This window comes from Gluconacetobacter johannae (genome assembly GCF_014174305.1).
In the GTDB taxonomy this organism is placed as follows: domain Bacteria; phylum Pseudomonadota; class Alphaproteobacteria; order Acetobacterales; family Acetobacteraceae; genus Gluconacetobacter; species Gluconacetobacter johannae.
In genome coordinates this window covers 18355-39732 of sequence record NZ_JABEQH010000010.1, presented here as the reverse complement: position 1 = coordinate 39732, position 21378 = coordinate 18355, and the positions used below count along the sequence as shown (strand labels likewise).

The following is a 21378-nucleotide window of genomic DNA, read 5'->3' as shown; positions in this document are numbered from 1 at the left end:
GAAAGGACCCAAGATGAGTGAAACGAAAAGCGGGACGCCGGCGGCATCCCCCCTGTCAGCGACCGAGGTCGGGCTGTTCAACCGGTGGTGGCATGCCGCCAATTACCTGTCCGTGGGCCAGATCTACCTGATGGCCAACCCGCTGCTGCGCGAGCCGCTGCGGCTGGAACATACCAAGCCGCGCCTGCTGGGCCACTGGGGCACCACGCCGGGGCTGAATTTCCTGTATCTGCACCTCAACCGCATCATCCGCGCGCGCGACGCCAATGTGCTGTTCATCGCGGGGCCGGGCCATGGCGCGCCCGGCATCGTGGCCAGCACCTATCTGGAAGGGACGTACAGCGAATATTTCCCCGCCGTGTCGCAGGACGAGGCAGGGCTTGGCCGGCTGCTGAAGCAGTTTTCCTTTCCCGGCGGGATTCCCAGCCACGCCGCCGCGACGACGCCCGGCTCGATCCATGAGGGCGGGGAACTGGGCTATTCGCTGTCGCACGCCTATGGCGCCGTGTTCGACAACCCCGACCTGGTCGTCGCCTGCGTCGTCGGCGACGGCGAGGCCGAGACCGGGCCGCTGGCGACCTCGTGGCACAGCAACAAGTTCCTCGACCCGCAGACCGACGGCGCGGTGCTGCCGATCCTGCACCTCAACGGCTACAAGATCGCGAACCCGACCATCCTGGCCCGCATCCCGCCCGCCGAGCTGACGGCGCTGCTGCGCGGCTACGGCTACGACCCGATCTTCGTCGAAGGCCACGACCCCGACCCGATGCACCAGAAGATGGCCGCCGCCATGGACCTGGCGTTCGACCGGATCGCCGCGATCCAGAAGGCGGCGCGCGAGGGGGGCGAGACCGCCCGTCCGGTCTGGCCGATGATCGTGCTGCGAAGCCCCAAGGGCTGGACCGGCCCGAAGGAGATCGACGGCCTGCGGACCGAGGGCTACTGGCGGTCGCACCAGGTGCCGTTCTCGGACCTGACCCAGCCGGGGCACCTGCAGGCGCTGGAAAGCTGGTTGCGTAGCTACCGGCCCGAGGAACTGTTCGACGAAACCGGCCGCCTGTTCCCCGAGATCGCGGCGCTGGCCCCGGTGGGCGACCGGCGCATGAGCGCCAACCCCCATGCCAATGGAGGGCAGTTGAGGCATCCGCTGAAACTGCCGGACATCACGGGCCACGCCGTGCCGCTGGCCGCGCCCGGCCACGATACGGCCGAGGGCACGCGGGTCCTGGGGGCGTGGCTGCGCGACGTGATGAAGGAAAACCTGGCGTCGCGCAATTTCCGCGTGCTGGCGCCGGACGAGAACAATTCGAACCGGCTGAACGCGGTGCTGGACGTCACCAACCGCGCCTGGAACGCCGAGACGCTGGATTATGACGACCATCTGGCCCGCGACGGCCATGTCATGGAAATCCTCAGCGAGCACACCTGCCAGGGCTGGCTGGAAGGCTACCTGCTGACCGGCCGCCACGGCTTCATGTCCTGCTACGAGGCGTTCATCCACATCGTCGATTCGATGGTCAACCAGCATGCGAAATGGCTGAAGACCTCGCGCGAGGTGCCGTGGCGGCGGTCGATCGCCTCGCTGAACTACCTGCTGACGTCGCATGTCTGGCGGCAGGACCATAACGGATTCAGCCACCAGGACCCCGGCTTCATCGACCATGTCATCAACAAGAAGGCCGATATCGTCCGCGTCTACCTGCCGCCCGATGCCAACACGCTGCTGTGCACGGCAGCGCATTGCCTGCAAAGCTGGGACCGCATCAACGTCATCGTCGCCGGCAAGCAGCCCGAGGCCCAGTGGCTGGACATGGATGCCGCCATCCGCCATTGCAGCTCGGGCATCGGCATCTGGGAATGGGCCAGCACCGACAAGGGCGGCACGCCCGACGTGGTGATGGCCTGTGCGGGCGACGTGCCCACCATCGAAACGCTGGCCGCCGTCAAGCTGCTGCGCGAGCATGTGCCGGACCTGAAGATCCGCGTGGTCAATATCGTCGACCTGATGACGCTGGAATCCGCCAGCCAGCATCCGCACGGCCTGCCGGATTCCACGTTCGACGCGCTGTTTCCCCCGGACACGCCTGTGATCTTCGCCTTCCACGGCTATCCGCAGCTGATCCACAAGCTGATCTACCGGCGGGCCAACGCGCGGAACTTCCACGTCCACGGATTCCGCGAGGAAGGATCGACGACCACCCCCTTCGACATGGTGGTGCGTAACCATCTGGACCGCTTCCATCTGGTGTCGAACGTCATCGACCGCGTGCCGGGCCTGGCCACCCGCGCGGCCTACGCCAAGCAGGCGATCCGCGACAAGCTGGTCGATCACACGCGCTACATCGCCGAACATGGGCGGGACATGCCCGAAATCGAGGAGTGGCGTTGGTCGTAACCGATCGGGCCGGGGAAGGGCGGGTTCTGCCCGACCCCGGCCAAGGGACCCCAGGCCCTCTGGCCCCGGACCGTCATCGACGCAACGCGACCGTCGGGGTCGGCGCCATTGTCCTGAACGGCAAGGGCGAGGTGCTGCTGGGGCGCCGGATAAAAATGGGCGAGCCGGAAAGCTGGTGCCTGCCCGGCGGCCATGTCGAAGCCGGGGAAAGTTTCGAACAGGCGGCCGTGCGGGAGATCGCCGAAGAAACGGGACTGACCATTCTCGCACCGGTGACCGCGACGATTATGGTCCTGGACGGTGCGGCCCCCGTTTCCGCGCTTACCTGCGGGGTGGTGGCGGCGGTTGGCGACGACGTGGAGCCTCAGGTTCTCGAGCCGCATGTCTTCGCGTGCTGGGCGTGGATGCGCCGCGAATGTCTGCCCGATCCGCTCTTTCCCGCGTCCCGCGCACTTTTGAACGCGTGGTTGGGGAAACCTCTTTCCCCCGTGTGGCATTTCTATTTCATCAAATAATACCGACCCGCCTTGAGATTGACGTATAACCAGGGCTCTGCCCTGGACCCGGCAGGGCCTGAGGCCCTGCACCCCAATCAATTTGATACCGAATGGGTTTCCAAAGGGCGACTGCCCTTTGGTGGGACAAGGGCAACGCCCGACCGTCTCTTACTGTTTCAGCGCCCGGGCCAGGACGTTCTGCGTTTCCAGCGACACCGGCAGAGCGGCCGCCGTGACCGCGACGCCCTGCCAGCCGGCGCCCATGGCGGTGTACAGGTCGATGGCGTCCTGCAACCGTTCAAGCTGGGCCACGGCCTCGGCATTTTCGGCGGCCAGGGCGGTGCGTTCGGTGGTCAGCACCTCCAGGAAGCCGACCAGGCCCGCGCCGTACAGCTTGCGCGCGCGCTGGCTGGCCAGGGTGCTGTCTTCCGCCGCCCGGTGCAGCAGTTCGGTATGTTCGACGTCGTCGTGCCACGCGGCCATCGCGTCCTCGACCTCGCGGAACGCCTGCAGCACCGTCTGCCGGTAGCCCAGGCGGCTGGCCTCGGCCGCGGCCTGGGCGGCGCGGATCTGGCCGGTCAGCTTGCCGCCATGCATCAGCGGCACCGACGCCAGCATGAAGAACTGCCAGCTCAGCGCCCCGGCCTCGAACAGCTGGTACATGGCCGAGGCATTGGGGTTGAAGTTCAGCGGAATGCTGAAATTCGGGTACATCTGGGCGACGGCGACGCCGATGCGGGCCGTGGCCTCGGCATAGGCGCGTTCGGCGCGGCGGATGTCGGGCCGGTTGGCCAGCACGATGGATGGCAGGGTGGCGGGGAAGGCCGGCACCCTGGGCAGCGGCCGGGCGATTTTCAATTCGGCTTCGGTCGTGCCGGGCATCTGGCCCATCAGCACGTCGAGGGCGTGGGTGATCTGCGCGATATGGGTACGCAGGGGTTCGCGGGCCGCCAGCTGGGCGTCCAGTTCGGCCTTGGCCTGGGCGATCTGCAGCGTATTGCCCACCCCTTCGAGGTACAGGCGCTGCGTCAGATCGTAGGCGTCCTGCGCCACGCGGATGTTGCGGTTGGAAATATCCAGCCGCAACTGCGTGTCGCGCAGCACCATATAGTCGCTGGCCAGCGAGGACAGCATGGTCATCAGGACGGCGCGGCGTTCCTCGATCGTCTGTTCGACCGCGTGTTCCTGGGCCTCGACACTGCGGCGGATGCGGCCGAACACATCGACCTGCCAACTGGCGCTGACGCCGTACGACAGGTAGGACGCGCCGGGCCGGTTGGCCGGGTTGCCCGGACGCAGCGGCCAGTTGTCGACGTTCAGCGAATAGCGGCTGTCGCCGTTGGTGGTGTTGGCGTCCACCTGCGGATACCAGGCCGAGGCCTGGACGTCGCGCAGCGCGCGCTCGGCCAGGATGCGCTGGCCGGCGATCTGCAGGTCGTAATTGCCCGCGATCGCGCGGTCGATCAGCCTGTCCAGCTCCGGGTCGTCGAACCGGTGCCACCATTCCTTCAATTCGGCATTGGTGCGCGCGATCTCGTCCGGGGTGGCCGGATGCTCGTCCTCGGTGAAGGCCGGCGGCAGCTTCATCCGGTCGGGCTGGTAGCGCGGCCCGACCGTGCACCCTGCCAGGAACAGGGCGGAGGTCAGGAACAGGCCGGCCCTTCGGGTCATCGTCTTCATGGTCATGGGGGTGCCGGGCGCCTTACAGATGGTCTTGCAGCCAGGTGGTCAGGCGTCCCCGCTGCCCCCGGGATTCGGGGCCGACGGTGACGGTGCAGGTCATGCCGGCGGCCAGCGTCACGCTGTCGGGCACGTGGTCAAGATGGATACGCACGGGAATGCGCTGCGCCAGGCGGACCCAGGTGAAGATCGGGTTGACGTCCTGCAGGCCCAGGCGGTCGGGGGCGCCGTTCTGGTCGTTGATGCCGCGGGCGATGGAGACGACATGGCCGGGCATGATCTGCTTGTAGCCCATCAGCTTGACGCGGGCGACGTCACCGACATGCACGCCCCACATCTTGGTTTCCTCGAAATAGCCGTTCACCCAGTAGGAATCGGCGTCGATCACCGCCAGGCGCGCGGCGCCCGAGGTCACATAGTCGCCCACCCGCAGGTTCAGGTTGGTGACATAGCCGTTGACCGGGGAATAGAGGACCGAGCGTTGCAGGTTCAGCTTCGCCAGGTCCAGCGAGGCGCGCGCGGCGTCGACGGCGGCGACCTGGGTCGCCACGTTCGAATTGAACACTTCCTGTTCTTCGGCCGAGACGATGCCGCCCAGGCCCATGCGGCGCTTCGCGTCGTTCTGCTTCAGCTTCAGCTCTTCCAGCGCGCCGTCCAGCCGGGCCTGGGCCTCGCGGATCGCCAGGCGGAAGCGCACGGGGTCCAGCACGAACAGCGGGTCGCCCTTATGGACGAACTGGTTGTCCACCACCGGCACCTGCACCACGGTGCCGGGCACTTCCGGCGCCACGTCCACCACATAGACGCGGACGCGCCCGTCGCGGGTCCATGGCGCGATCATGTAGGTGTCCCAGAGGGTGACGCCCATGACGATGGCCAGGGCCACCACGGTCAGGGTCAGGACCACGCGGATCAGGGTGCGCAGAAGGGGCATTGTAAATTCTCGAACCTTCCTGGGGGCAGCAGTTCAGACGTAGAGGATCATCAGGCAGAGGACGCAGGTGTACAGGGCGACCTCGAACAGGGCGAGGTGCCAGAACCATTTCATGATGCCGCTCCACCAGAGCACGAAGCGGATCAGCATGGTCACGGGCAGGGCCGCGATCGCGTAGACGACGATCGGGGCCATGAAGACGCCGAAGAAATTGAACTCGGTCAGCATCATGCGGCTTTCATTCCGAACAGGGGCGTTCCCGGAGGGATGGCGAGGGTCAGCCGGTTATCGGCGCCCGGCATGTCGGCCGCCAGTTGCAGCGGTCCATGCGTATGGAAGAATCCCGGAATCGCGTCCAGCAGCAGGGACGCCTGTTCGAGGCACGCGGCGATCCGGCGCGTGGGCACGTGCGAGGCCGCGTGCCGTCCCTCGACATGCGTCATGATCGCCTGGGCGGTTTCGCGCAGGGTCGTTGCGGTCAGGCCCGGGCGGCTGCGGAGGTGGCGGAAGGCGGCCAGGGCCGCGCGCGTGCGGTCGCGGTCGTCCTGATGCACCGCCGGGTTCTGGGCCAGGCCGCGCAGGCGCGCGACCACCCGGCCCAGCGACACGGCGATGAAGGCCGCGTCCGTGACCTCGTACACCCGGCGCGGCGGCGCGACGAGCGAGAATCGCTGGATCAGGCGCAGGATCTTCTGCATCTGCAGGTTTTCCCACACCATCCAGTCCACCTGCCGGTGGATCGGCCGACACGCCAGATGTTCGGTGGCCCGGACGATCGACATCACCAGCCGCCCGGTATCCAGCCGGTGGTCGGCCGGCAGGATCACCCTGAACACCAGGACCAGCCCGACCAGGGCGATGAGGTACGACAGCCACAGGTTCATCAGCGAGATATCGTCATAGGAAATCGGGTTGCGGATCTGCACCATCGCGTTGAAGAACACCGCATAGCCGAAGCCGCGCATGGCATGGCGCGGATGGAACTGGATCCAGATGCCCGGCAGCAGGCAGACCGACAGCGCCAGCCACAGCAGCGGATATCCGTCGATGCGCGGCAGCATGTAGGTCTGGCAGATAAAGGCCGCGGGAATGGCGACCAGCGTGCCGCTGGCGAACATGGTGCTGGCCCGCGACGCCAGCGGGCTGGTCGCCAGCAGGCACGAGGCCGGGATCAGGTACGTCAGCATCGTGGCGCCGTTCGACCAGCGCAGGACGTACCAGGCCAGGCAGCCCAGCAACGTTACGCATACCCCGCGCGCGCCGTTGCGCAGGGCCGCCGGCCAGTCGAAATACGCCTTCAGCGGCAGGCGGCGGACGCGCTGCTGCGGCCCCACGAAATCGTCCAGCGCGGCGCGCAACTGGTCCAGGATGTCGCGCTCGTTGTCGATGAACGCGATCGTCGGCAGGTCCTGCGTCTGCTCGGTCAGTTCGTCCAGGCGGGCGATGGCGGCGGCGATGCGCGCGCGCATGTCGCCGGGGTCGTCCAGATGCAGGTTCTCGGGCGGGGTGGCGGCGAACAGCGCCATCACCTCCTGCACGATCCGGCGCGCCTCGGCCGAATGCGGGGTGTCGAGCGGCACATCCTCCCAGATCGGGTGATGGGTGCTCAGCAATCCCAGCAGGCGGGCCACGCCGGCGTGCAGGCCGCGGGCGCGCCGGCCGATGGCGAAATTGTCGGCGGCCGCATATTCGATCGCCTCGACCAGCGCGTTGGCCTGCGACAGCAGGCGCGCGCGTTCGTCGTAGCTGGTCACCGTCATGGCCCGGAACGACAGCGGCTGGCCGCTGTCGTCGGGCATCAGGGTGGAGCCGGCGACCGCCCCTTCGAGGTCCGCGGGGTGCGAGAAGCGGGCGGTGATATTACGCAGGGTCTGGTCCACCTGCCGCAGGATCCGCTCGGGATGGCTGACGGACGTGACCAGGAAGACGACCGCCGTGCAGACGATGCCCACCGTCACCGCCGACAGGCGCGACATCGCGGACATGAAGATATGGTCGGGCTCGCTGAAGGCCGAGACCGAGATCAGGACGATGGTATAGCCCGTCAGCACGGCGGCATACGCCTTGAAGAAGCGCAGCAGGGTCGACACGCAGCAGGCGATGCCGATAATCAGCGACAGGCCGAGGAAGTACAGCAGCGGCGATTGCGGAAACAGGGCCATCAGGACGATGGCGCCGGCCGCCCCGATCACCGTGCCGAAGATGCGCCAGAAGCTTTTGGACACCATGGCGCCGACGACCGGATTGGCGACGATCAGGACCGTCGTCACCGACGACATCGGTGTCTGGAGCTGGAAATAGAACGACAGGAACAGCGCCAGCCCGAGCGCCAGCAGCACCCGCGCCGCATAGGCCGCCGTCGGCCTGATGATTTTCCATTTCGGAAAGGCGACGTTGCCGAAGCGGATCAGGGGGGTCGACAGGGACAGCGCGCTGCCCGGCGGGATCAGCCGCATGGCAGCGCCGCCACGGTTCCGGCCGCCACGGTCTCGGCGATGGGCGCGCCATCGGCGTCGCGCGGGGCGCCCAGCGCGCTTTCGATCCGGTCGAACACCGCGTAGCAGGCCTGCAATTCGTTGGGTGTCACGTCACGCAACAGGCGGGCCGAGACGGAATCGGCCGCCTGGCGGACCTGATGCTCGATGCGCTGGCCGCCGGGGCTCAGGCGCACCAGTTTCGCGCGGCGGTCTTCCTTGTCGCGGGTGCGTACGATCAGGCCCCTGCGTTCCAGCACGTCCAGCAGGCGCGCCAGCGAGGGGGCCTCGATCTCCAGCGCGCGGGCAAGGTCGCTCTGCCGGACCGGGGGCGGCAGCAGGCCCAGGTACAGGATAGGGCGCCAGGTGGCCTCGGTCAGGCCGAAATCCCGCAGGTCATGATCGATCTGGCGCCGCCAGGCGGCCCCCAGATGGGCCAGGCGACGTCCAAAGGATCGCTCCCGCGCGCTCCGCTCGGTCTCGGCCATCCGTTTCTGCTACCCGGCTTCCCAATTTGATGAGCACACGAACCGTTCGCGTGCTCACGATCATCATCCGGGGGCACGTTTCCAGAAATGCCGGACGGGGGCCAATGCAATTTCAGCATGGATACCTTCCGGCAATGCCATCCCTCCGTTTCCGGCGGAAAAGGGGGTCAGGCCTTGCCCTTCCGGCCGAAGGCCGACCGCACGACATGCCAGATGGCCCGGCCGGCCTGGCGGCCGACCGGCCCGGCGACGGCGGTGGTGACCGCCGTCAGGGCCATGGCCTGGCGCAGTTCGTTGATCGCGTGGTCGCGTTCGAAGCGCGCGCGGATTTCCTGCGGCGTCATGATGGACCGCCGGCCCAGCAGCAGGAACAGCAGGGCGACGACGGCATCGGCGGCGAAGACCAGGACCGCCGCGCCCAGGACGCTGAAGCCCAGCGTCTGGTAGGCGAACGCCCACAGCAGCGCGTGGCCCGACAGGATGGCCAGCAGGCCGAACACCCCTGCGATGACCAGGAAAGCCGCCTGCCGGCCTATGCGGATGGCCATCTGCCGGCGGACAGTCAGTTCCGCCTGCACGGTGGCCTTGCCAAGTTCGGCTATTCTCATGGTCCTCGCTTCGTCCCTCTGCTGCGTTCCTCGGACGGCCTACCGGGTGACGCGCCCGAGCAGATAGCCGACCGCGGCGAAGATGGCGATGGCGATCAGGGGCTTCGCGCGCACGCGGCTGGTGACGTCCTGGACCTGATGATCGGTCAGTTCGCGCGCATTGGCAACGACGTGCTCGGCCCTGTCGGCCGCGTCGGCCAGCACCGGCGTCACGTGCTCGTTCATCAGCCGCTCCACCTGCGACTTCAGCGACAGCAGTTCGTCATGCGTCGCCTTCAGGGCTTCCTGGGTGGGTTTCTTGGTCTTGCAGCCGAACATGGGTCGTGTCCTTCGATGCGGTTGTGTACATTGTTACCAACGTCCCGCCCGTTCGTCAGGTTTCGGTTCTTGCATGCCACCTTCCCTCCCACGTCTTGACGTTCGCGGACTTGTGCGCGCGCCGCTGGACCCCTCGCGCCCCGGCCTGAGCGTGCAGGTCGCCGCCGGCACGTGCCTGGCGCTGCTGGGCAACCGCGCGGCGGACCTGTCCTGCCTGCTGGATACGCTGGCGGGGCACCTGCCGGCCGTGGCGGGCAGCATCGCCGTCGATGGGCAGGACGTCACCGCCCTGCCGCCCGGCCGGCGGGGCATGGGCCTGTTCAGCGTGCGCGATCCGCTGTTCGCGCACCTGACCGTGCGGCAGAACCTGGCGTTTCCGCTGGCCGCGCGGGGCATGTCCCGGCCGCAGGCCGCGGCCCGCGTGCGCGAGATCATGGCCCTGCTGGGGCTGGACGGGCAGGCGTCGCGCCGCCCTGCCGACCTGGATGCTGAGCAGGCCTGGCGGGTCCGGCTGGGGCGCCTGCTGGCCTTCGCGCCCCCCGTCCTGCTGCTGGACGACCCTTTCGCGGCGCTGGAGCCCGAGGGGCGGCGGGCGATGCGTACCCTGCTGTCCCGCCTGGCGCGGGCGCAGGGCCTGACCGTCCTGCTGGCCACCCGCGACCGCGAGGATGCGCTGCTGCTGGGTGAGCGGATCGGGTTTCTGTCCGGGGGCACGCTGTTGCAGACGGGGACGGCCGCCGAGCTGTTCGACCGCCCGGCCTGCGACCGGGTCGCCACCGGATTCGGCGACGCCAACAGCCTGACCGGCCGTGTCGAATGGGTCGAGGACGACCAGGCCCGCGTCCGCCTGGCCAGCGGCGCGGTGATGGAGGCGATGGCCGCCGAGGGGCTGGAAGCCGACGCGCTGTGCACCCTGTGCGTCCGGCCCGACCGGATCGCGACGCTGTTTCCCGCCGGATTCTCCGCCGGGCCGTTCCATGGCCGCGACGCGGCGGATGGCGGTGACGGCGACGTCCCCGCCACCCTGGTGGCGGTCCATCACATGGGCGATCACGTGCGGTTGCGCCTGCGGCTGCCCGACGGGCAGGAGGTGCTGGTCCGCCGTCCGCCGATCCAGACCCTGGCTGGCCTGTCCCCCGGCCGCCGCGCCCTTCTGGCGTGGCAGCCGGCGCATGCGGTGGCCTTTCCGTTTCGTGGCGAACTGGTCTAGTTTTCCGCCCTTCGTTCCGCGCTGTGAAAGTGATCCCCCTGTCCGCCCCGCCCCGCCCGTCTTTCAGCCCGTTCTTCAGGCTTTCCCGTCCCCTTTCGGGGGCCTTTCTGCTGCTGGCGCTGTCGGCGCCGGCCCGGGCCGATGCCCGGGGCGGCGGGCACACGCTGGTGGTCGCCAGCTGGGGGGGCGCCCTGGGCAAGGCGCAGGACCAGGCGTTCTTCCAGCCCTTCGCGCGCGCCACCGGGGTCGGCGTCCGGCGGTTCGCCTGGGATGGCGACGCGCCGGTCCCGGCGAACCGTCCGGCGCGGGGACGCCACGCCTGGGCGATGGCCCTGATGGAGGACAGCACCGCCCGCATCGCCTGCATGCAGGGGTCGCTGCAACGCCTGGGCGGCAGTGCCGGCAGCGCGGAGGCCTGCAGCGTGCCGGCCCTGCATGACGGCGTCGTCCTGGCCTGGGACCGGGGGCGGATTCCGTCCGCCCCGCGCTGGAGCGATTTCTGGGACGTCGTTCGCTATCCCGGCAAGCGGGGCCTGCGGAAGGACCCGCGCTCGACGCTGGAAATCGCGCTGATGGCCGACGGGGTGGCGCCGGCGGACGTCTATACCGTGCTGGCCACGCCCGAGGGCGTGGCGCGGGCGTTCCACAAGCTCAGCCAGTTGCGGCCCTATATCGTCTGGTGGACCACGGGGGCGGACTCCGCGAGGATCATCGGCAATGGCAGCGTGCTGATGACCAGCGCGGCGGCGGGCGAGGTCGCGGCCCAGGATGCCGCGTCGTCTGCCGCCGGACGGGGGCGGCGCGATGTCGGGCTCCAGTGGGCGCAGGGCCTGGATGACGGCCTGTGCTGGGGCATCGCCCCCGGGCTGGACGCGGCCGAGCGCGACCGGGCGCGCGACCTGCTGCACTACATGGCCGGAACGGAGCGCGTCGCCCGCTTCGCCGCCCTGTATCGCGCCCGTCCCGACGATCAGGCGATGCAGCCCCTGCCGATGGACGCGGCGTTCTGGCAGGATCACCTGCCCGACCTGGCCCGGAAGTTCGCGGACTGGCTGGCGGCCCCGGCGTGACCGAACTGGCGGCCTGCCTGGGGGTGGCGGTGGTGGCGACCGGCGTGGGGATGGCGGCGTTCGTGCTGCTGCGCGCCGCCGGGCCGGGCCTGTCCGGCCGCGTGCTGGCGGCCTGTCGCGTCCTTGCCGTTTCCCTGGCGATTCCCGGCTGCGCGCTGGCGCTGCTGCTGCCGCGTCTGGCGGGGGGCGATGGCGGCGTGCCCCGCGCCGTCCTGCAAGGACTGTGCCTGGTGCCGCTGGCGCTGCTGCCGCCGCTGGGGGCGGTCTGCCGCCTGCCGGCAGGGCTGTCCCGCACGGCGGAGGGGCTGGGGGCCGGGCGAGGGACGCGGGCGCGCATGCTGTGGCTGCCGCTGCTGGGGCCGTCCGGCCTGGCGGCGTTGCTGCTGGCGGCCGGCGGGTCGGTGCTGGTCGCGCTGGTCGATGCCCGATAGGCGCTTTTGCCGCGCCTTTTCCTTTTCGGGGCGGGGCGGAGTGCGTAAAACGGCCCCATGACCGATTCCCCCCCTTTCTGGCAGGCCCGGCGCCTGGACGAGATGACGACCGAGGAATGGGAATCGCTGTGTGACGGCTGCGGCCGCTGCTGCCTGCACAAGCTGCGCGAGGACGAGACCGACACGGTCCTGTATACCGATGTGGCCTGCCGGCTGCTGGATACCGATAGCTGCCGCTGTTCGGATTATGCCGGCCGGCAGCGCAAGGTGCCGGATTGCGTCCGGCTGACCCCGGCCGCGCTGGCGGATATCGACTGGCTGCCGCCGTCCTGCGCCTATCGGCTGGTGGCGGCCGGCCGGCCCCTGCCCTGGTGGCATCCGCTGGTGTCGGGCCGGCCGGAAACGGTGCATGAGGCCGGGGTTTCGGTGCGCGGGCGCGCCATCAGCGAACGACGCGCCGGCCCGCTGGAACATCATATCGCCGACTGGCCGGGCCAGATGCCGGCCGCGCGCAAGCCCCGGGTGCGGCGACAGGCGCGGGACCGGTCCGGCCCGGACGGCGAGTCCCGATGACCGCCCCCCTGTCCGATGGCGCGGGCGGGACGGGTGAGACGATTCATCTGGCGGGGCGCGAGGTCCCGCTGCGCTGGCGCAGTTCGGCACGGGCGCGCCGCGTGTCGCTGCGGATCGACCCGCGCGGCGGCGGGGTCGTGGTCACCCTGCCGCCGCGTGTGGGGCGCGAGGCCGGATTGAGCCTGCTGCGTACGCACGCCGACTGGGTGGTGGCGCGCATCGACACGCTGCCGGCGCCGACGCCGTGGCAGGACGGGGGGCAGGTGCTGCTGGACGGCCGGCCCCATGCCATCCGCCATTGCCCGCAGGGCCGGCGCGGCGTCTGGATCGAGGACGGCATCGTCCTGGTCAGCGGCGAGGTCCCGTTCCTGCCGCGCCGCCTGGGCGCCTTCCTGCGGCGCGAAGCCGGGGTGCGGCTGGGCGCGCGGGTGGCGGACCTGGCCGCCCAGTCGGGCCTGCGCCCCCGGCGCCTGACGATCAAGGACACCAGCAGCCGCTGGGGCAGTTGCAACGCCGACGGCACCGTCATGCTGAGCTGGCGGCTGCTGATGGCCCCGGCCGAGGTCCAGCAGTACGTCATCGCCCACGAACTGGCGCATCTGCGGCACCTGAATCACGGCCCCGACTTCTGGACCCTGGTCGCCACCCTGACCCCGCATCGCCGCGCGGCCGAAGCCTGGCTGCGCCGCCACGGCACGGCGCTGCTGCGCGCCGCATAGGCGCAAAAACCCCCGCCAACGGATTTTACCCGCCCGACGAGTGTGCTAGAGGGCGAGCCGGGCGAGCTTGGCGGAATGGTAGACGCACGAGACTTAAAATCTTGCGCCCGCAAGGGCGTGCGGGTTCGAGTCCCGCAGCTCGCAGACCTTCGTGGTTGAAATTCAAGGATCAATGCTTCTGGTCAGGGCAAAGGGCGCGCCGTTCGTCAGCGCGCCGCCGGCACGGTCCGGATTTTCGCCAACCCGAAATCCGCGAACAGCGTCCAGGCCCGGGCGTGGAATGTCCAACGTCCGCCGGGGGGCAGATCGTGGGTTTCGTCGATGGCGCTGCCGATGATCGTTCCGTGTTCGCCGTACAAATTGAAGATCAGCTTGGCCGTTTGCAGCATCCGGCCCGACTGGTTTTCGGCGGTGCCGACGATGGCGTGCCGGCCGCCGGCCTCGGTCACGGATCGGGCTTCGCGGACGATGATGTCCTGTGCGTGGGCGGGGAGGGCGGGCAGCACCGGCAGGGCGGCCAATAGTAATGATAGAACGCGGGCTTTGCCCGAACCCACCAGGGCATGCACCAACGATTGGGTTTCCAAAGGGCGCTGCCCTTTGGCGGGTTTCAGGGCAGCGCCCTGAGGCGTGCCACCGAACAGCGATTCATGACGCGGATGAGTAAAAATGCGGCACCTGTCAGACAATGGGGGGCTATACCGTGAATTGTTCGGCCAGGATGCGCTCGGACAGGCTCTGGTCCGGGTCGAACAGCAAGATGGTATGCAGCGTCCGGTCTTCCTCGATCTCGACCGAGATCACGTCGCGGACCTCGGTGAAATCGGCCACGGCGGCGACCGGGCGCTTGTCGTGCTCCAGGATCGTGAAGGTGACCCGCGCGGTCGCGGGCAGCAGCGCGCCGCGCCAGCGCCGGGGGCGGAAGGCGCTGATCGGCGTCAGCGGCAGAAGGTTGGCCGACAGGGGCACGATCGGCCCGTGCGCCGACAGGTTGTAGGCCGTCGATCCGGCCGGGGTGGAGACCAGCACCCCGTCGCAGATCAGTTCGGACAGGCGTTCGCGACCGTCGACCTCGATGCGGATCTTGGCGGCCTGGCGGGTCTGGCGGAACAGGAACACGTCGTTCAGCGCCAGCGCCTCGATCACCTTGCCGGTCCGGGTGGTGGTCTGCATGCGTAGCGGATGCAGCGTCGCCGCCTGCGTCTTGGCCAGATGGGTCGGCAGGTCGTCGGGGATCGCCGGGTTCATCAGGAACCCCACCGATCCGCAATTGATGCCGTAGACCGGGATGGCGCGGCCCAGGGTGGTGTGCAGGATCTCCAGCATGAAGCCGTCGCCGCCCAGGCAGATGATGGCGTCGGCCTCCTGCGGGTCGTGCTGGCCGTAGCGGGCGGTCAGGGCGGCCAGCGTCTGGCGGGCGCCAGGGTTCGGCGCCGCGACGAAGGCGAAGCGGCGCGGTATCGTGCCGACGGGCCAGGGCGGGGGCTGGTGGGGCTCGGTCATCGGTCGGCGCGGGGCGTCGTCGTCACAGGGGCAGGCGGCGATGGTCGATCACCGGAATCCCGGCGCGCACCTTGTGCACCAGATCCATGTCCAGCCGGGCCGTCGTCCATCCGGCGCCGTTGGTGGCCTGCGCGACCAGCGTGCCCCACGGGTCTATAATCATCGAATGCCCGTAGGTCCTGCGTGCGTTGCCCCCGGCGTCGACATGGGTACCGGTGGTGCCGCAGGCCACGACCCAGCATTGGGTTTCGATGGCGCGGGCGCGCAGCAGGGTCGCCCAGTGCGCCTCGCCCGTTTCGGCGGTGAAGGCCGCCGGCAGCACGATCAGGTTCGCCCCCTTGCGCCGCAGGGCCAGGAACAGTTCGGCAAAGCGGATATCGTAGCAGATGGCCAGGCCGGCGGTGAACGGCCCGACAGGGGCGGTCACGATGTCCTCGCCCGGGGCGTAGGTGTCGCTCTCGCGATAGCCTTCGCCGCCGGGGGTGGTGATGTCGAACAGATGGATCTTGCGATAGCGCGCGCGTTCGACCCCCTGGGCGTCGAACAGCAGGCTGGTGTTCATCAGCCGGTCGCCACGGCGTTCGCCGATGGACCCGCCATGCAGGGTGACGCCATGGGTGCGCGCCATGTCCCGCATGAAGCGATAGAGCGGCCCGGCCGCGTCGTCGGCGGCGCCCGGGGCGGGCAATGCCTCGGCGCTGGCGAATTTCACGTCGCGCGTGCCGCCCAGGCAGCTCCACATCTCCGGCAGCACCACCAGGTCCGGCCGGTCGGCGCGGATCGCGGCCTCGATCAGGTGGCGCGCCTGGTCGATATTGTCCGGCAGGGACGACCCGGGGGCCATCTGGACGACAGTGGTGCGCACGTGAAACTCCATACCGAGGACGCGCGCACCGCGCGCGGCATGCCGATCGTTGTCCTCTGCTTATAGGGGGCCGGCCGACGGGACTGCAACAGCCGCCGTCATGCCGGCCCGGCCGGGCGCGGGGGCGGCGTTTGGGGCCGCGGCCGGGGCAGGCTATGATCGTCCATCCCCTGGCGGAGCAACCATGGCCTCCTCGTCCTCCCGTTTCGTGATCCATGCCGCGCTGGCAGGCAACCTGCTGATCGCGTTTGTGAAATTCGGCGCTGCCGCGCTGACCGGCAGTTCGGCGATGCTGAGCGAGGCCATCCACTCGCTGATCGATACCGGCAACCAGATGCTGCTTCTGGTGGGCATGCGGCGTGCGGCCCGGCCGGCGACGGCGTTGCACCCGTTCGGCTACGGGCTGGAACTGTATTTCTGGACCTTCGTGGTGGCGTTGCTGATCTTCGGCGTAGGGGCGGGCGCGTCGATCCTGGAAGGGGTCGCCCGAATTCGCCATCCGCATCCCGTCGACCATGTGGCGGTCAATTACGCCGTGCTGGGCATTGCGCTGGTGTTCGAGGGCGGGGTCTGGCTGACGGCGCTGCGGGCGTTCCGCCGCCACGGCAAGGGCCGGCGCGGCTGGATCGAGGCGGTGCGCCACAGCAAGGACCCGACCGTCTTCACCGTGCTGTTCGAGGACACCGCTGCGCTGTGCGGCCTGGCGGTCGCGCTGGCGGGCACCATCCTGTCCGAACTGTTCGACCAGCCGGTGCTGGACGGGGTGGCGTCGATCCTGATCGGGGGCATCCTGGCGTTCACCGCCCTGTTCCTGGCGCGGGAATCGCAGTCCCTGCTGACCGGCGAGGGCATGGCGGCGGAAGGGCTGGCCCGCATCCGCACCATCGCCCTGGCCGAACCGGGCGTGCTGGGCCTGAACGAGATCCGGTCCATGCATTTCGGCCCGTCGGACGTTCTGGTGGCGCTCAGCCTGGATTTCGACGACGCCCGGTCGGCCGGCGACGTGGAAGGCGCGGTGTCGCGGATCGAACGGCGGATCAAGGAGAGCTTCCCCGAAATCACCCATGCCTTCATCGAGGCGCAGGATGGCCGCGACCGCCTGGCCCCCGGCGCCCCGAGGCTGGTCTGAAGCCGGCCCTGTCGTCGATATATGGCAGGATATCATCGTTACGTCTCGCGGACGTTCTCCCCAAATAAATATGCTCCTGGATACATCCACTTTATGATTTTCCCGATTGAAAAATGTCCAGAAAATCAGTAATTCCACGCACGGGAAGTGAGCGGGAAATTTTCGGATGGAAATATTAAAATATAAACTATATAATAATCATGCCGAATTAGAATATAGTTATAAAAATAAAAATGTGATAATATTTCTATATTATGTTGTGTTGGCTATATTTTCTTCGTTTTTATGCTATCATTTCGGATTTCGTTACGTTCGGGAGGCCGATCAATCCTCAACATTGTTGGCCGGCTATGAATTTCTGCACGGGAATCCGCTTCTGGCCGGCTGGAAAATGCCCTCGGACAGTTTCTGGCTGGAAGATGTCGTTGCTACAGGGTTGATATCGGCCGTCACAGGACTCAGCCTGCGGCCCTTGTATCTGCTGCCCCCGATCTGGTGGGGACTTATCACCTTATTCTCCTGCATCCTGTCCTGTTCCACGAAAAGACGATCGTTTACGTCTCTCCTTCCCGTTCTGGTTCTGCTCGTTCTGCCCCCTTTCCAGGACGGCGGTGCGATCGGCTTCTTGACCCTGATGCCTTACCATCTGGGGACGATGGCATTCGTCCTGGCCGGCCTGACCTGCATTGATCGCTTCCTGAAAAATCGCCGGGCGATTTACGCGATCGGAATTTCTGCAACTGTCTTCATCGTGTGCGTCAGCGATCCGTTCGGGCAGGTGTGCTTTGTCATGCCGGCCGTGCTGACCGCCGCGTGGATGTGGTGCCGTAATCATGATCGTGACGTGGCACGAAACTTGCTGATGCTTGTTCTGGCCGCGGTCGTGCTGGGCATGAGTGTTGCGTTCCTGCGCCAGAGTCTGGGGGGATTCCGTAGTGCGGGACTTCCTGTGTTCTTCTGTAGCCTGGATGATTTTCCGGCACATTTCGGGATGTCCGTCCGCTCGTTGCTGGATCTGTTCGGGATCAATTTTTTTGGCCTGTCCCTGTGGGGGCACCAGGCGCATCACATGGCCATCGTTCCCCTGGCGCGATGGGCGAGCGTGCTGCCGGCCGTCATGGCGCTGCGCTCCACCTTACGCGCCATCGCGAATGGACCGGCGAAGGGACGCGATATCCAGGCTGTCGATCCCGTCGCCATCATGATGAGCATCGGCCTCATCCTTACGCTTGTCGCAGGAATCTTTATAAATCCGCTTCTATCGCATTCCGAAGAAATCATTCGCTTCTTCTCTCCGGTTCTGATTTTCGGCGCGATCCTGGCTGCGCGGACGGGTCCTGCATTGTCAATCCTGAAGTCCCCGGTCCTGGGCAGGATGGTGATGGTGTTGCCCGTGGTCCTGTCGGTCTTCGCCCTCTCCGTGGAATGGACTGTCAGGAAAGAGTCCGAGGTTGCCATCGGGCTTTCTCTCCCGCGTGACAGACAGTCCATCATCAGGGCGTTGGAGGCCAACCATCTGAATTTCGGCTATGCCAATTACTGGCATGCGTCCATCATTACAGTAGAGACGGGCGGGCATATCGTCGCAAGGCCGATCAATTTGCTAAGCGACGGCAAACAGCAGACCAGGATCGCCATCCTTGCGAAGCTATGCGGGATCGAACCATCGGGCTGGTTGCGGAACGAAAATTGGTATACGAAACAATACCTGTCCGGGAATCGTGAATTTTTCATTCTGTCCGGATATACTGATGCTCCTCAGCAATCCGCGGGTCAGACCGGATCTTCGCCGACCGATATCGAGCAATATTTCGATGATAGATTCGGGAAGGCAAAAAAGATCATCCCTCTGGAGGGAGCGACTCTTTACGTGTTCGACAGTGAAAAATTGATGACATGCCTGTCGCATCAGACCGGCACAGCCGCCTTGCAAACGTCCCGCGACTCCCCGCGCCCCAATGTCATGATGCAGTAAGCCTGGCACTACGGTTGCATATTTCTCTTGAGGTGTGAGTGCCTGGCTGCGGCTTGATGGGCTCGTCGAAAGACGGGCCACGCGAGGATATGGGCAGCCGGTATAGTGCCGCCCAACCCTGCAGGAGGCAGTGAACCCACCCAAAGCTCCAGCGTATCCTCGACAGACGTCCCCGCCGATCCCTTGCATGCAAGATCGAGTTTCAGGGTGGCGCAAGCTGAAAGCCGCGATCCGTCGTCGTCCGGTCAGAGGAGGATCTGCATGTCCATTCGCGTCGGCGTTGCCGGCTGGTCGATCCCGTCCGCGCTTGCCGAGCAGTTTCCCTCGGTCGGCACGCATCTTGAACGCTATGGCGCACGCTTCTCTGCTGTTGAAGTTAACAGCAGTTTCTATCGACCGCACCGGCGCACGACTTATGAGCGCTGGGCAGCAAGCGTGCCGCCCGAGTTCCGCTTCTCCGTCAAACTGCCCAGGATGATTACGCATGAGCGCCGCTTGATCGATTGTCGGGCGCTCATCGAGCGCTTTGCCGAGGAAACGAGCGGCTTGGGCGACAAACGTGGTCCCGTCCTGGTTCAGCTTCCCCCGAGTTTCGCCTATCCCGGCGACGTCGCCGAACGATTCATCAATGAGCTGAAGGCCACGATGACTGGAGCTATCGTTTTGGAGCCGAGACATGCCAGCTGGTTCCAGCCGGAGGTCGACCATATGTTAGGGAGGCACCAGGTGTCACGGGTCGCGGCGGATCCGGCCAAACCACCGCTTGCGGCGCAACCCGGAGGCTGGAGCGGCCTCGCCTATTTTCGGCTGCACGGCTCCCCTCGCATCTATGAGTCACCTTATGGAAAGGAGGCCATTGAAGCTCATGCGAAAGTCGTTGCCTCGCTTGTCACGCGCGGCGTTGAGGTTTGGACGATCTTCGACAACACCACCTATGGCGCCGCCACGCAGAACGCGTTTCAGCTTGTAGAAATTTTCGTTGAATGCAAGCTAAGAAATGAATTGTTCAACAACTGATGGAAGCTGATGGCTCGGTTGAATCACCGACCGCTCGGGGGCCGACACTGGAGCGGCGGCTTTTGACGGCACGGCTTATCGGCGACAGTCCTGGGAAAGCCGGGGGAGATGCCCGGACAGAACGTCACTGTCTGCGCCCACGGCGGAAAGGGCGGCCCACTTCGTGCAGCCGGCATGACCCACGTCGTCCGGACTGCTCACCATGGGCCAGCACACGCTGCCGGTGGCGCGATCCGTGCGGGTCTCATGCCGCCTGATGAGGCTTCAGATTACTGTCACGTTCGGCGATGTCAGACAGCAAGGCATCGGTGCGCTTCTCCTCTTCAAGGGTCTCGCCAAGCAGTTTTTCCGCTTCGGCGAGTTCGAGATTGGCGGCCCACGCCTTCAGCGTGCCGTACCGAGCAATCTCATAATGCTCGATGGCCTGGGCACAGGCGATCAGGACCGCGTCCGCCGCTTCGGTTTCTCCAAATTCTTCGAGATCTTCTTCCATTTCGGCCAGAATGCCTTGCGTCGCCTCGCAGGTCTTGCTGCGGGCCGTCTTGCCGATCATTCCGAATACTTCGTGTAATCGCTCGACGTGAGTGGCAGTCTCGGTTGCGTGGGTTTCGAATGCCTTCTTCAATTCCGGAGCCTGAGCGGCACGCGCCGATTTCTTGAGAGCTTTCAGGATCTGTTTTTCGGCAAAATAAACGTCTTTCAGCGTCTCATAAAACGCGTCCGACAGGGTCTTCTCCTGCGTGACCATGATGAAATTCCTCTCCGTTTGGACGGCTGCGTCAGGACCCGGCGGCGCCCGCACCATCGAACATATGGAGTCGCGCCCGCTGGAGCGCGGATTCCCGTGCGTTCCAAGGCGGCCTTACGCCGGCATTTTCCTTGTGCACGTCACATAAAGCGTCGAACTCTCGGCGAGATGCAGGCCGCCTCACTCCGGCATGCAGCTTCTTTTTCCCAAGGATGTCTTCAAGGCGGCCTTCGCGTGCGGGCATTCGCCAGCATCTGCACAATCCCGGCGAAGAGGCTTGACCCGTCGCGCAGGGCCAACATCGATGGCATCTTCCATTGGGGGCCACGTTCGAACCTACGCGTTCCAGCGGGAATGGTTGCCGGGGATTAAAAGTTTCTCGCGCATATTTCATGCAAGCACCCGCGACCCCATGTCGGCGAACAACCGAGAGGCTCGTGCCCGCGCCGATAACATTCGTGGACACGGATCTGCACCCGCCGTCCCGAGGAGAGGCGACATTGTGGCCTCATCGGCAATCGGGCCCCGAGGACTCTGATAGCTGTGGTTTCCGTTTTCTTCTCCTGGAACACGCTTGCGAACTTCGGAGAACCGAGGACGTTGGAGCCGTCCACACAGGAGATTCATATCATGCCAATTCTACTCTGGCTCCTTGGCATCCCCATTCCAATCATCATCCTTCTCCTTCTGCTCTATCACTGAAAGGATCAGTCATGCCCATAGTGAGAGATGACACGGCTGCAA

21 protein-coding genes and 1 tRNA gene are annotated in these 21378 nt (G+C 66.6%); 11 read left to right on the top strand and 11 right to left on the bottom strand.

Translation table 11 applies throughout. The features are described from left to right. The first annotated feature begins 13 nt into the window (after positions 1 to 13). Both HLH21_RS08720 and HLH21_RS08715 read left to right on the top strand, forming a co-directional pair. The gene (locus HLH21_RS08720) at positions 14 to 2395 is read left to right on the top strand and encodes a phosphoketolase family protein (protein WP_182943346.1); all 2382 of its coding nucleotides are present in this window, start codon (positions 14 to 16) and stop codon (positions 2393 to 2395) included. Then, positions 2380 to 2910 carry a nucleotide triphosphate diphosphatase NUDT15 gene (locus HLH21_RS08715; RefSeq protein ID WP_264811524.1) on the top strand — a complete coding sequence of 177 codons (531 nt, stop codon included), beginning with the start codon at positions 2380 to 2382 and terminating at the stop codon, positions 2908 to 2910. The genes HLH21_RS08720 and HLH21_RS08715 overlap by 16 nt, the downstream gene beginning before the upstream one ends. A 150-nt stretch (positions 2911 to 3060) precedes the next feature. Here the strand turns inward: HLH21_RS08715 and HLH21_RS08710 are convergent, their stop codons facing one another. The 7 genes from HLH21_RS08710 to HLH21_RS08680 form a co-directional block, all read right to left on the bottom strand. Continuing rightward, complete coding sequence (locus tag HLH21_RS08710; RefSeq protein WP_182943342.1) at positions 3061 to 4578, bottom strand: efflux transporter outer membrane subunit; 1518 nt, start codon at positions 4576 to 4578, stop codon at positions 3061 to 3063. A gap of 16 nt (positions 4579 to 4594) precedes the next feature. Next, positions 4595 to 5506 (bottom strand): biotin/lipoyl-binding protein, encoded by a 912-nt coding sequence (locus HLH21_RS08705; protein WP_182943340.1) that lies wholly within the window; start codon positions 5504 to 5506, stop codon positions 4595 to 4597. Positions 5507 to 5539: 33 nt separating this feature from the next. Continuing rightward, positions 5540 to 5734, bottom strand: a complete 195-nt coding sequence (locus tag HLH21_RS08700; RefSeq protein ID WP_182943456.1) for a DUF1656 domain-containing protein — start codon at positions 5732 to 5734, stop codon at positions 5540 to 5542. Then, positions 5734 to 7962, bottom strand: a complete 2229-nt coding sequence (locus HLH21_RS08695) for an FUSC family protein (RefSeq protein WP_182943338.1) — start codon at positions 7960 to 7962, stop codon at positions 5734 to 5736. The genes HLH21_RS08700 and HLH21_RS08695 overlap by 1 nt, the downstream gene beginning before the upstream one ends. Continuing rightward, positions 7953 to 8468: a MarR family winged helix-turn-helix transcriptional regulator gene (locus HLH21_RS08690; RefSeq protein WP_182943336.1), complete on the bottom strand. Its 516-nt coding sequence runs from the start codon at positions 8466 to 8468 to the stop codon at positions 7953 to 7955. The genes HLH21_RS08695 and HLH21_RS08690 overlap by 10 nt, the downstream gene beginning before the upstream one ends. A gap of 167 nt (positions 8469 to 8635) precedes the next feature. After that, on the bottom strand, positions 8636 to 9076 hold the full coding sequence (locus tag HLH21_RS08685; RefSeq protein WP_182943334.1) for a hypothetical protein: 441 nt from the start codon (positions 9074 to 9076) through the stop codon (positions 8636 to 8638). A 39-nt stretch (positions 9077 to 9115) separates the two neighbouring features. Beyond that, positions 9116 to 9394 carry a hypothetical protein gene (locus HLH21_RS08680; RefSeq protein WP_182943332.1) on the bottom strand — a complete coding sequence of 93 codons (279 nt, stop codon included), beginning with the start codon at positions 9392 to 9394 and terminating at the stop codon, positions 9116 to 9118. Positions 9395 to 9467: 73 nt separating this feature from the next. On the opposite strand from HLH21_RS08680, the gene HLH21_RS08675 reads away from it, so the two are divergent. The 6 genes from HLH21_RS08675 to HLH21_RS08650 all read left to right on the top strand — a co-directional run bounded on the left by HLH21_RS08675 (position 9468) and on the right by HLH21_RS08650 (position 13541). Beyond that, a complete protein-coding gene (locus HLH21_RS08675) occupies positions 9468 to 10604 on the top strand; it encodes an ABC transporter ATP-binding protein (protein WP_182943330.1) in 1137 nt (378 codons plus the stop codon). Between the two features lie 23 nt (positions 10605 to 10627). Then, the gene (locus tag HLH21_RS08670; RefSeq protein ID WP_264811523.1) at positions 10628 to 11674 is read left to right on the top strand and encodes an extracellular solute-binding protein; all 1047 of its coding nucleotides are present in this window, start codon (positions 10628 to 10630) and stop codon (positions 11672 to 11674) included. Further along, positions 11671 to 12105 (top strand): hypothetical protein, encoded by a 435-nt coding sequence (locus HLH21_RS08665; protein WP_182943328.1) that lies wholly within the window; start codon positions 11671 to 11673, stop codon positions 12103 to 12105. Before HLH21_RS08670 ends, HLH21_RS08665 begins: the two co-directional genes overlap by 4 nt. Positions 12106 to 12162: 57 nt before the next feature. Then, complete coding sequence (locus tag HLH21_RS08660) at positions 12163 to 12678, top strand: YcgN family cysteine cluster protein (RefSeq protein WP_182943326.1); 516 nt, start codon at positions 12163 to 12165, stop codon at positions 12676 to 12678. Continuing rightward, positions 12675 to 13397, top strand: a complete 723-nt coding sequence (locus HLH21_RS08655; protein WP_182943325.1) for a M48 family metallopeptidase — start codon at positions 12675 to 12677, stop codon at positions 13395 to 13397. The genes HLH21_RS08660 and HLH21_RS08655 overlap by 4 nt, the downstream gene beginning before the upstream one ends. Positions 13398 to 13458: 61 nt before the next feature. Further along, positions 13459 to 13541 (top strand) — tRNA-Leu (locus HLH21_RS08650). 62 nt (positions 13542 to 13603) lie between these two features. Here the strand turns inward: HLH21_RS08650 and HLH21_RS08645 are convergent. From HLH21_RS08645 to HLH21_RS08635, 3 genes are all read right to left on the bottom strand, one after another. After that, positions 13604 to 13966, bottom strand: coding sequence for an FxLYD domain-containing protein (locus tag HLH21_RS08645; RefSeq protein WP_264811525.1), 363 nt, complete (start codon positions 13964 to 13966; stop codon positions 13604 to 13606). Between the two features lie 127 nt (positions 13967 to 14093). Next, on the bottom strand, positions 14094 to 14900 hold the full coding sequence (locus HLH21_RS08640; protein WP_182943321.1) for an NAD kinase: 807 nt from the start codon (positions 14898 to 14900) through the stop codon (positions 14094 to 14096). A 22-nt stretch (positions 14901 to 14922) separates the two neighbouring features. After that, entirely contained in the window at positions 14923 to 15765 is an 843-nt protein-coding gene (locus HLH21_RS08635) for a carbon-nitrogen hydrolase family protein (RefSeq protein ID WP_182943319.1), read from the bottom strand. Between the two features lie 184 nt (positions 15766 to 15949). Here HLH21_RS08635 and HLH21_RS08630 point away from each other — a divergent pair, with 184 nt between their 5' ends. The 3 genes from HLH21_RS08630 (at position 15950) to HLH21_RS08620 (ending at position 19886) form a co-directional block, all read left to right on the top strand. After that, positions 15950 to 16894 (top strand): cation diffusion facilitator family transporter, encoded by a 945-nt coding sequence (locus tag HLH21_RS08630; RefSeq protein ID WP_182943317.1) that lies wholly within the window; start codon positions 15950 to 15952, stop codon positions 16892 to 16894. A 166-nt stretch (positions 16895 to 17060) separates the two neighbouring features. Further along, positions 17061 to 18869 carry a hypothetical protein gene (locus HLH21_RS08625; RefSeq protein WP_182943315.1) on the top strand — a complete coding sequence of 603 codons (1809 nt, stop codon included), beginning with the start codon at positions 17061 to 17063 and terminating at the stop codon, positions 18867 to 18869. 261 nt (positions 18870 to 19130) lie between these two features. After that, positions 19131 to 19886, top strand: a complete 756-nt coding sequence (locus HLH21_RS08620; protein WP_182943313.1) for a DUF72 domain-containing protein — start codon at positions 19131 to 19133, stop codon at positions 19884 to 19886. Between the two features lie 244 nt (positions 19887 to 20130). Here the strand turns inward: HLH21_RS08620 and HLH21_RS08615 are convergent, their stop codons facing one another. Next, complete coding sequence (locus HLH21_RS08615) at positions 20131 to 20634, bottom strand: YciE/YciF ferroxidase family protein (RefSeq protein WP_182943311.1); 504 nt, start codon at positions 20632 to 20634, stop codon at positions 20131 to 20133. Positions 20635 to 21378: the final 744 nt, after the last annotated feature.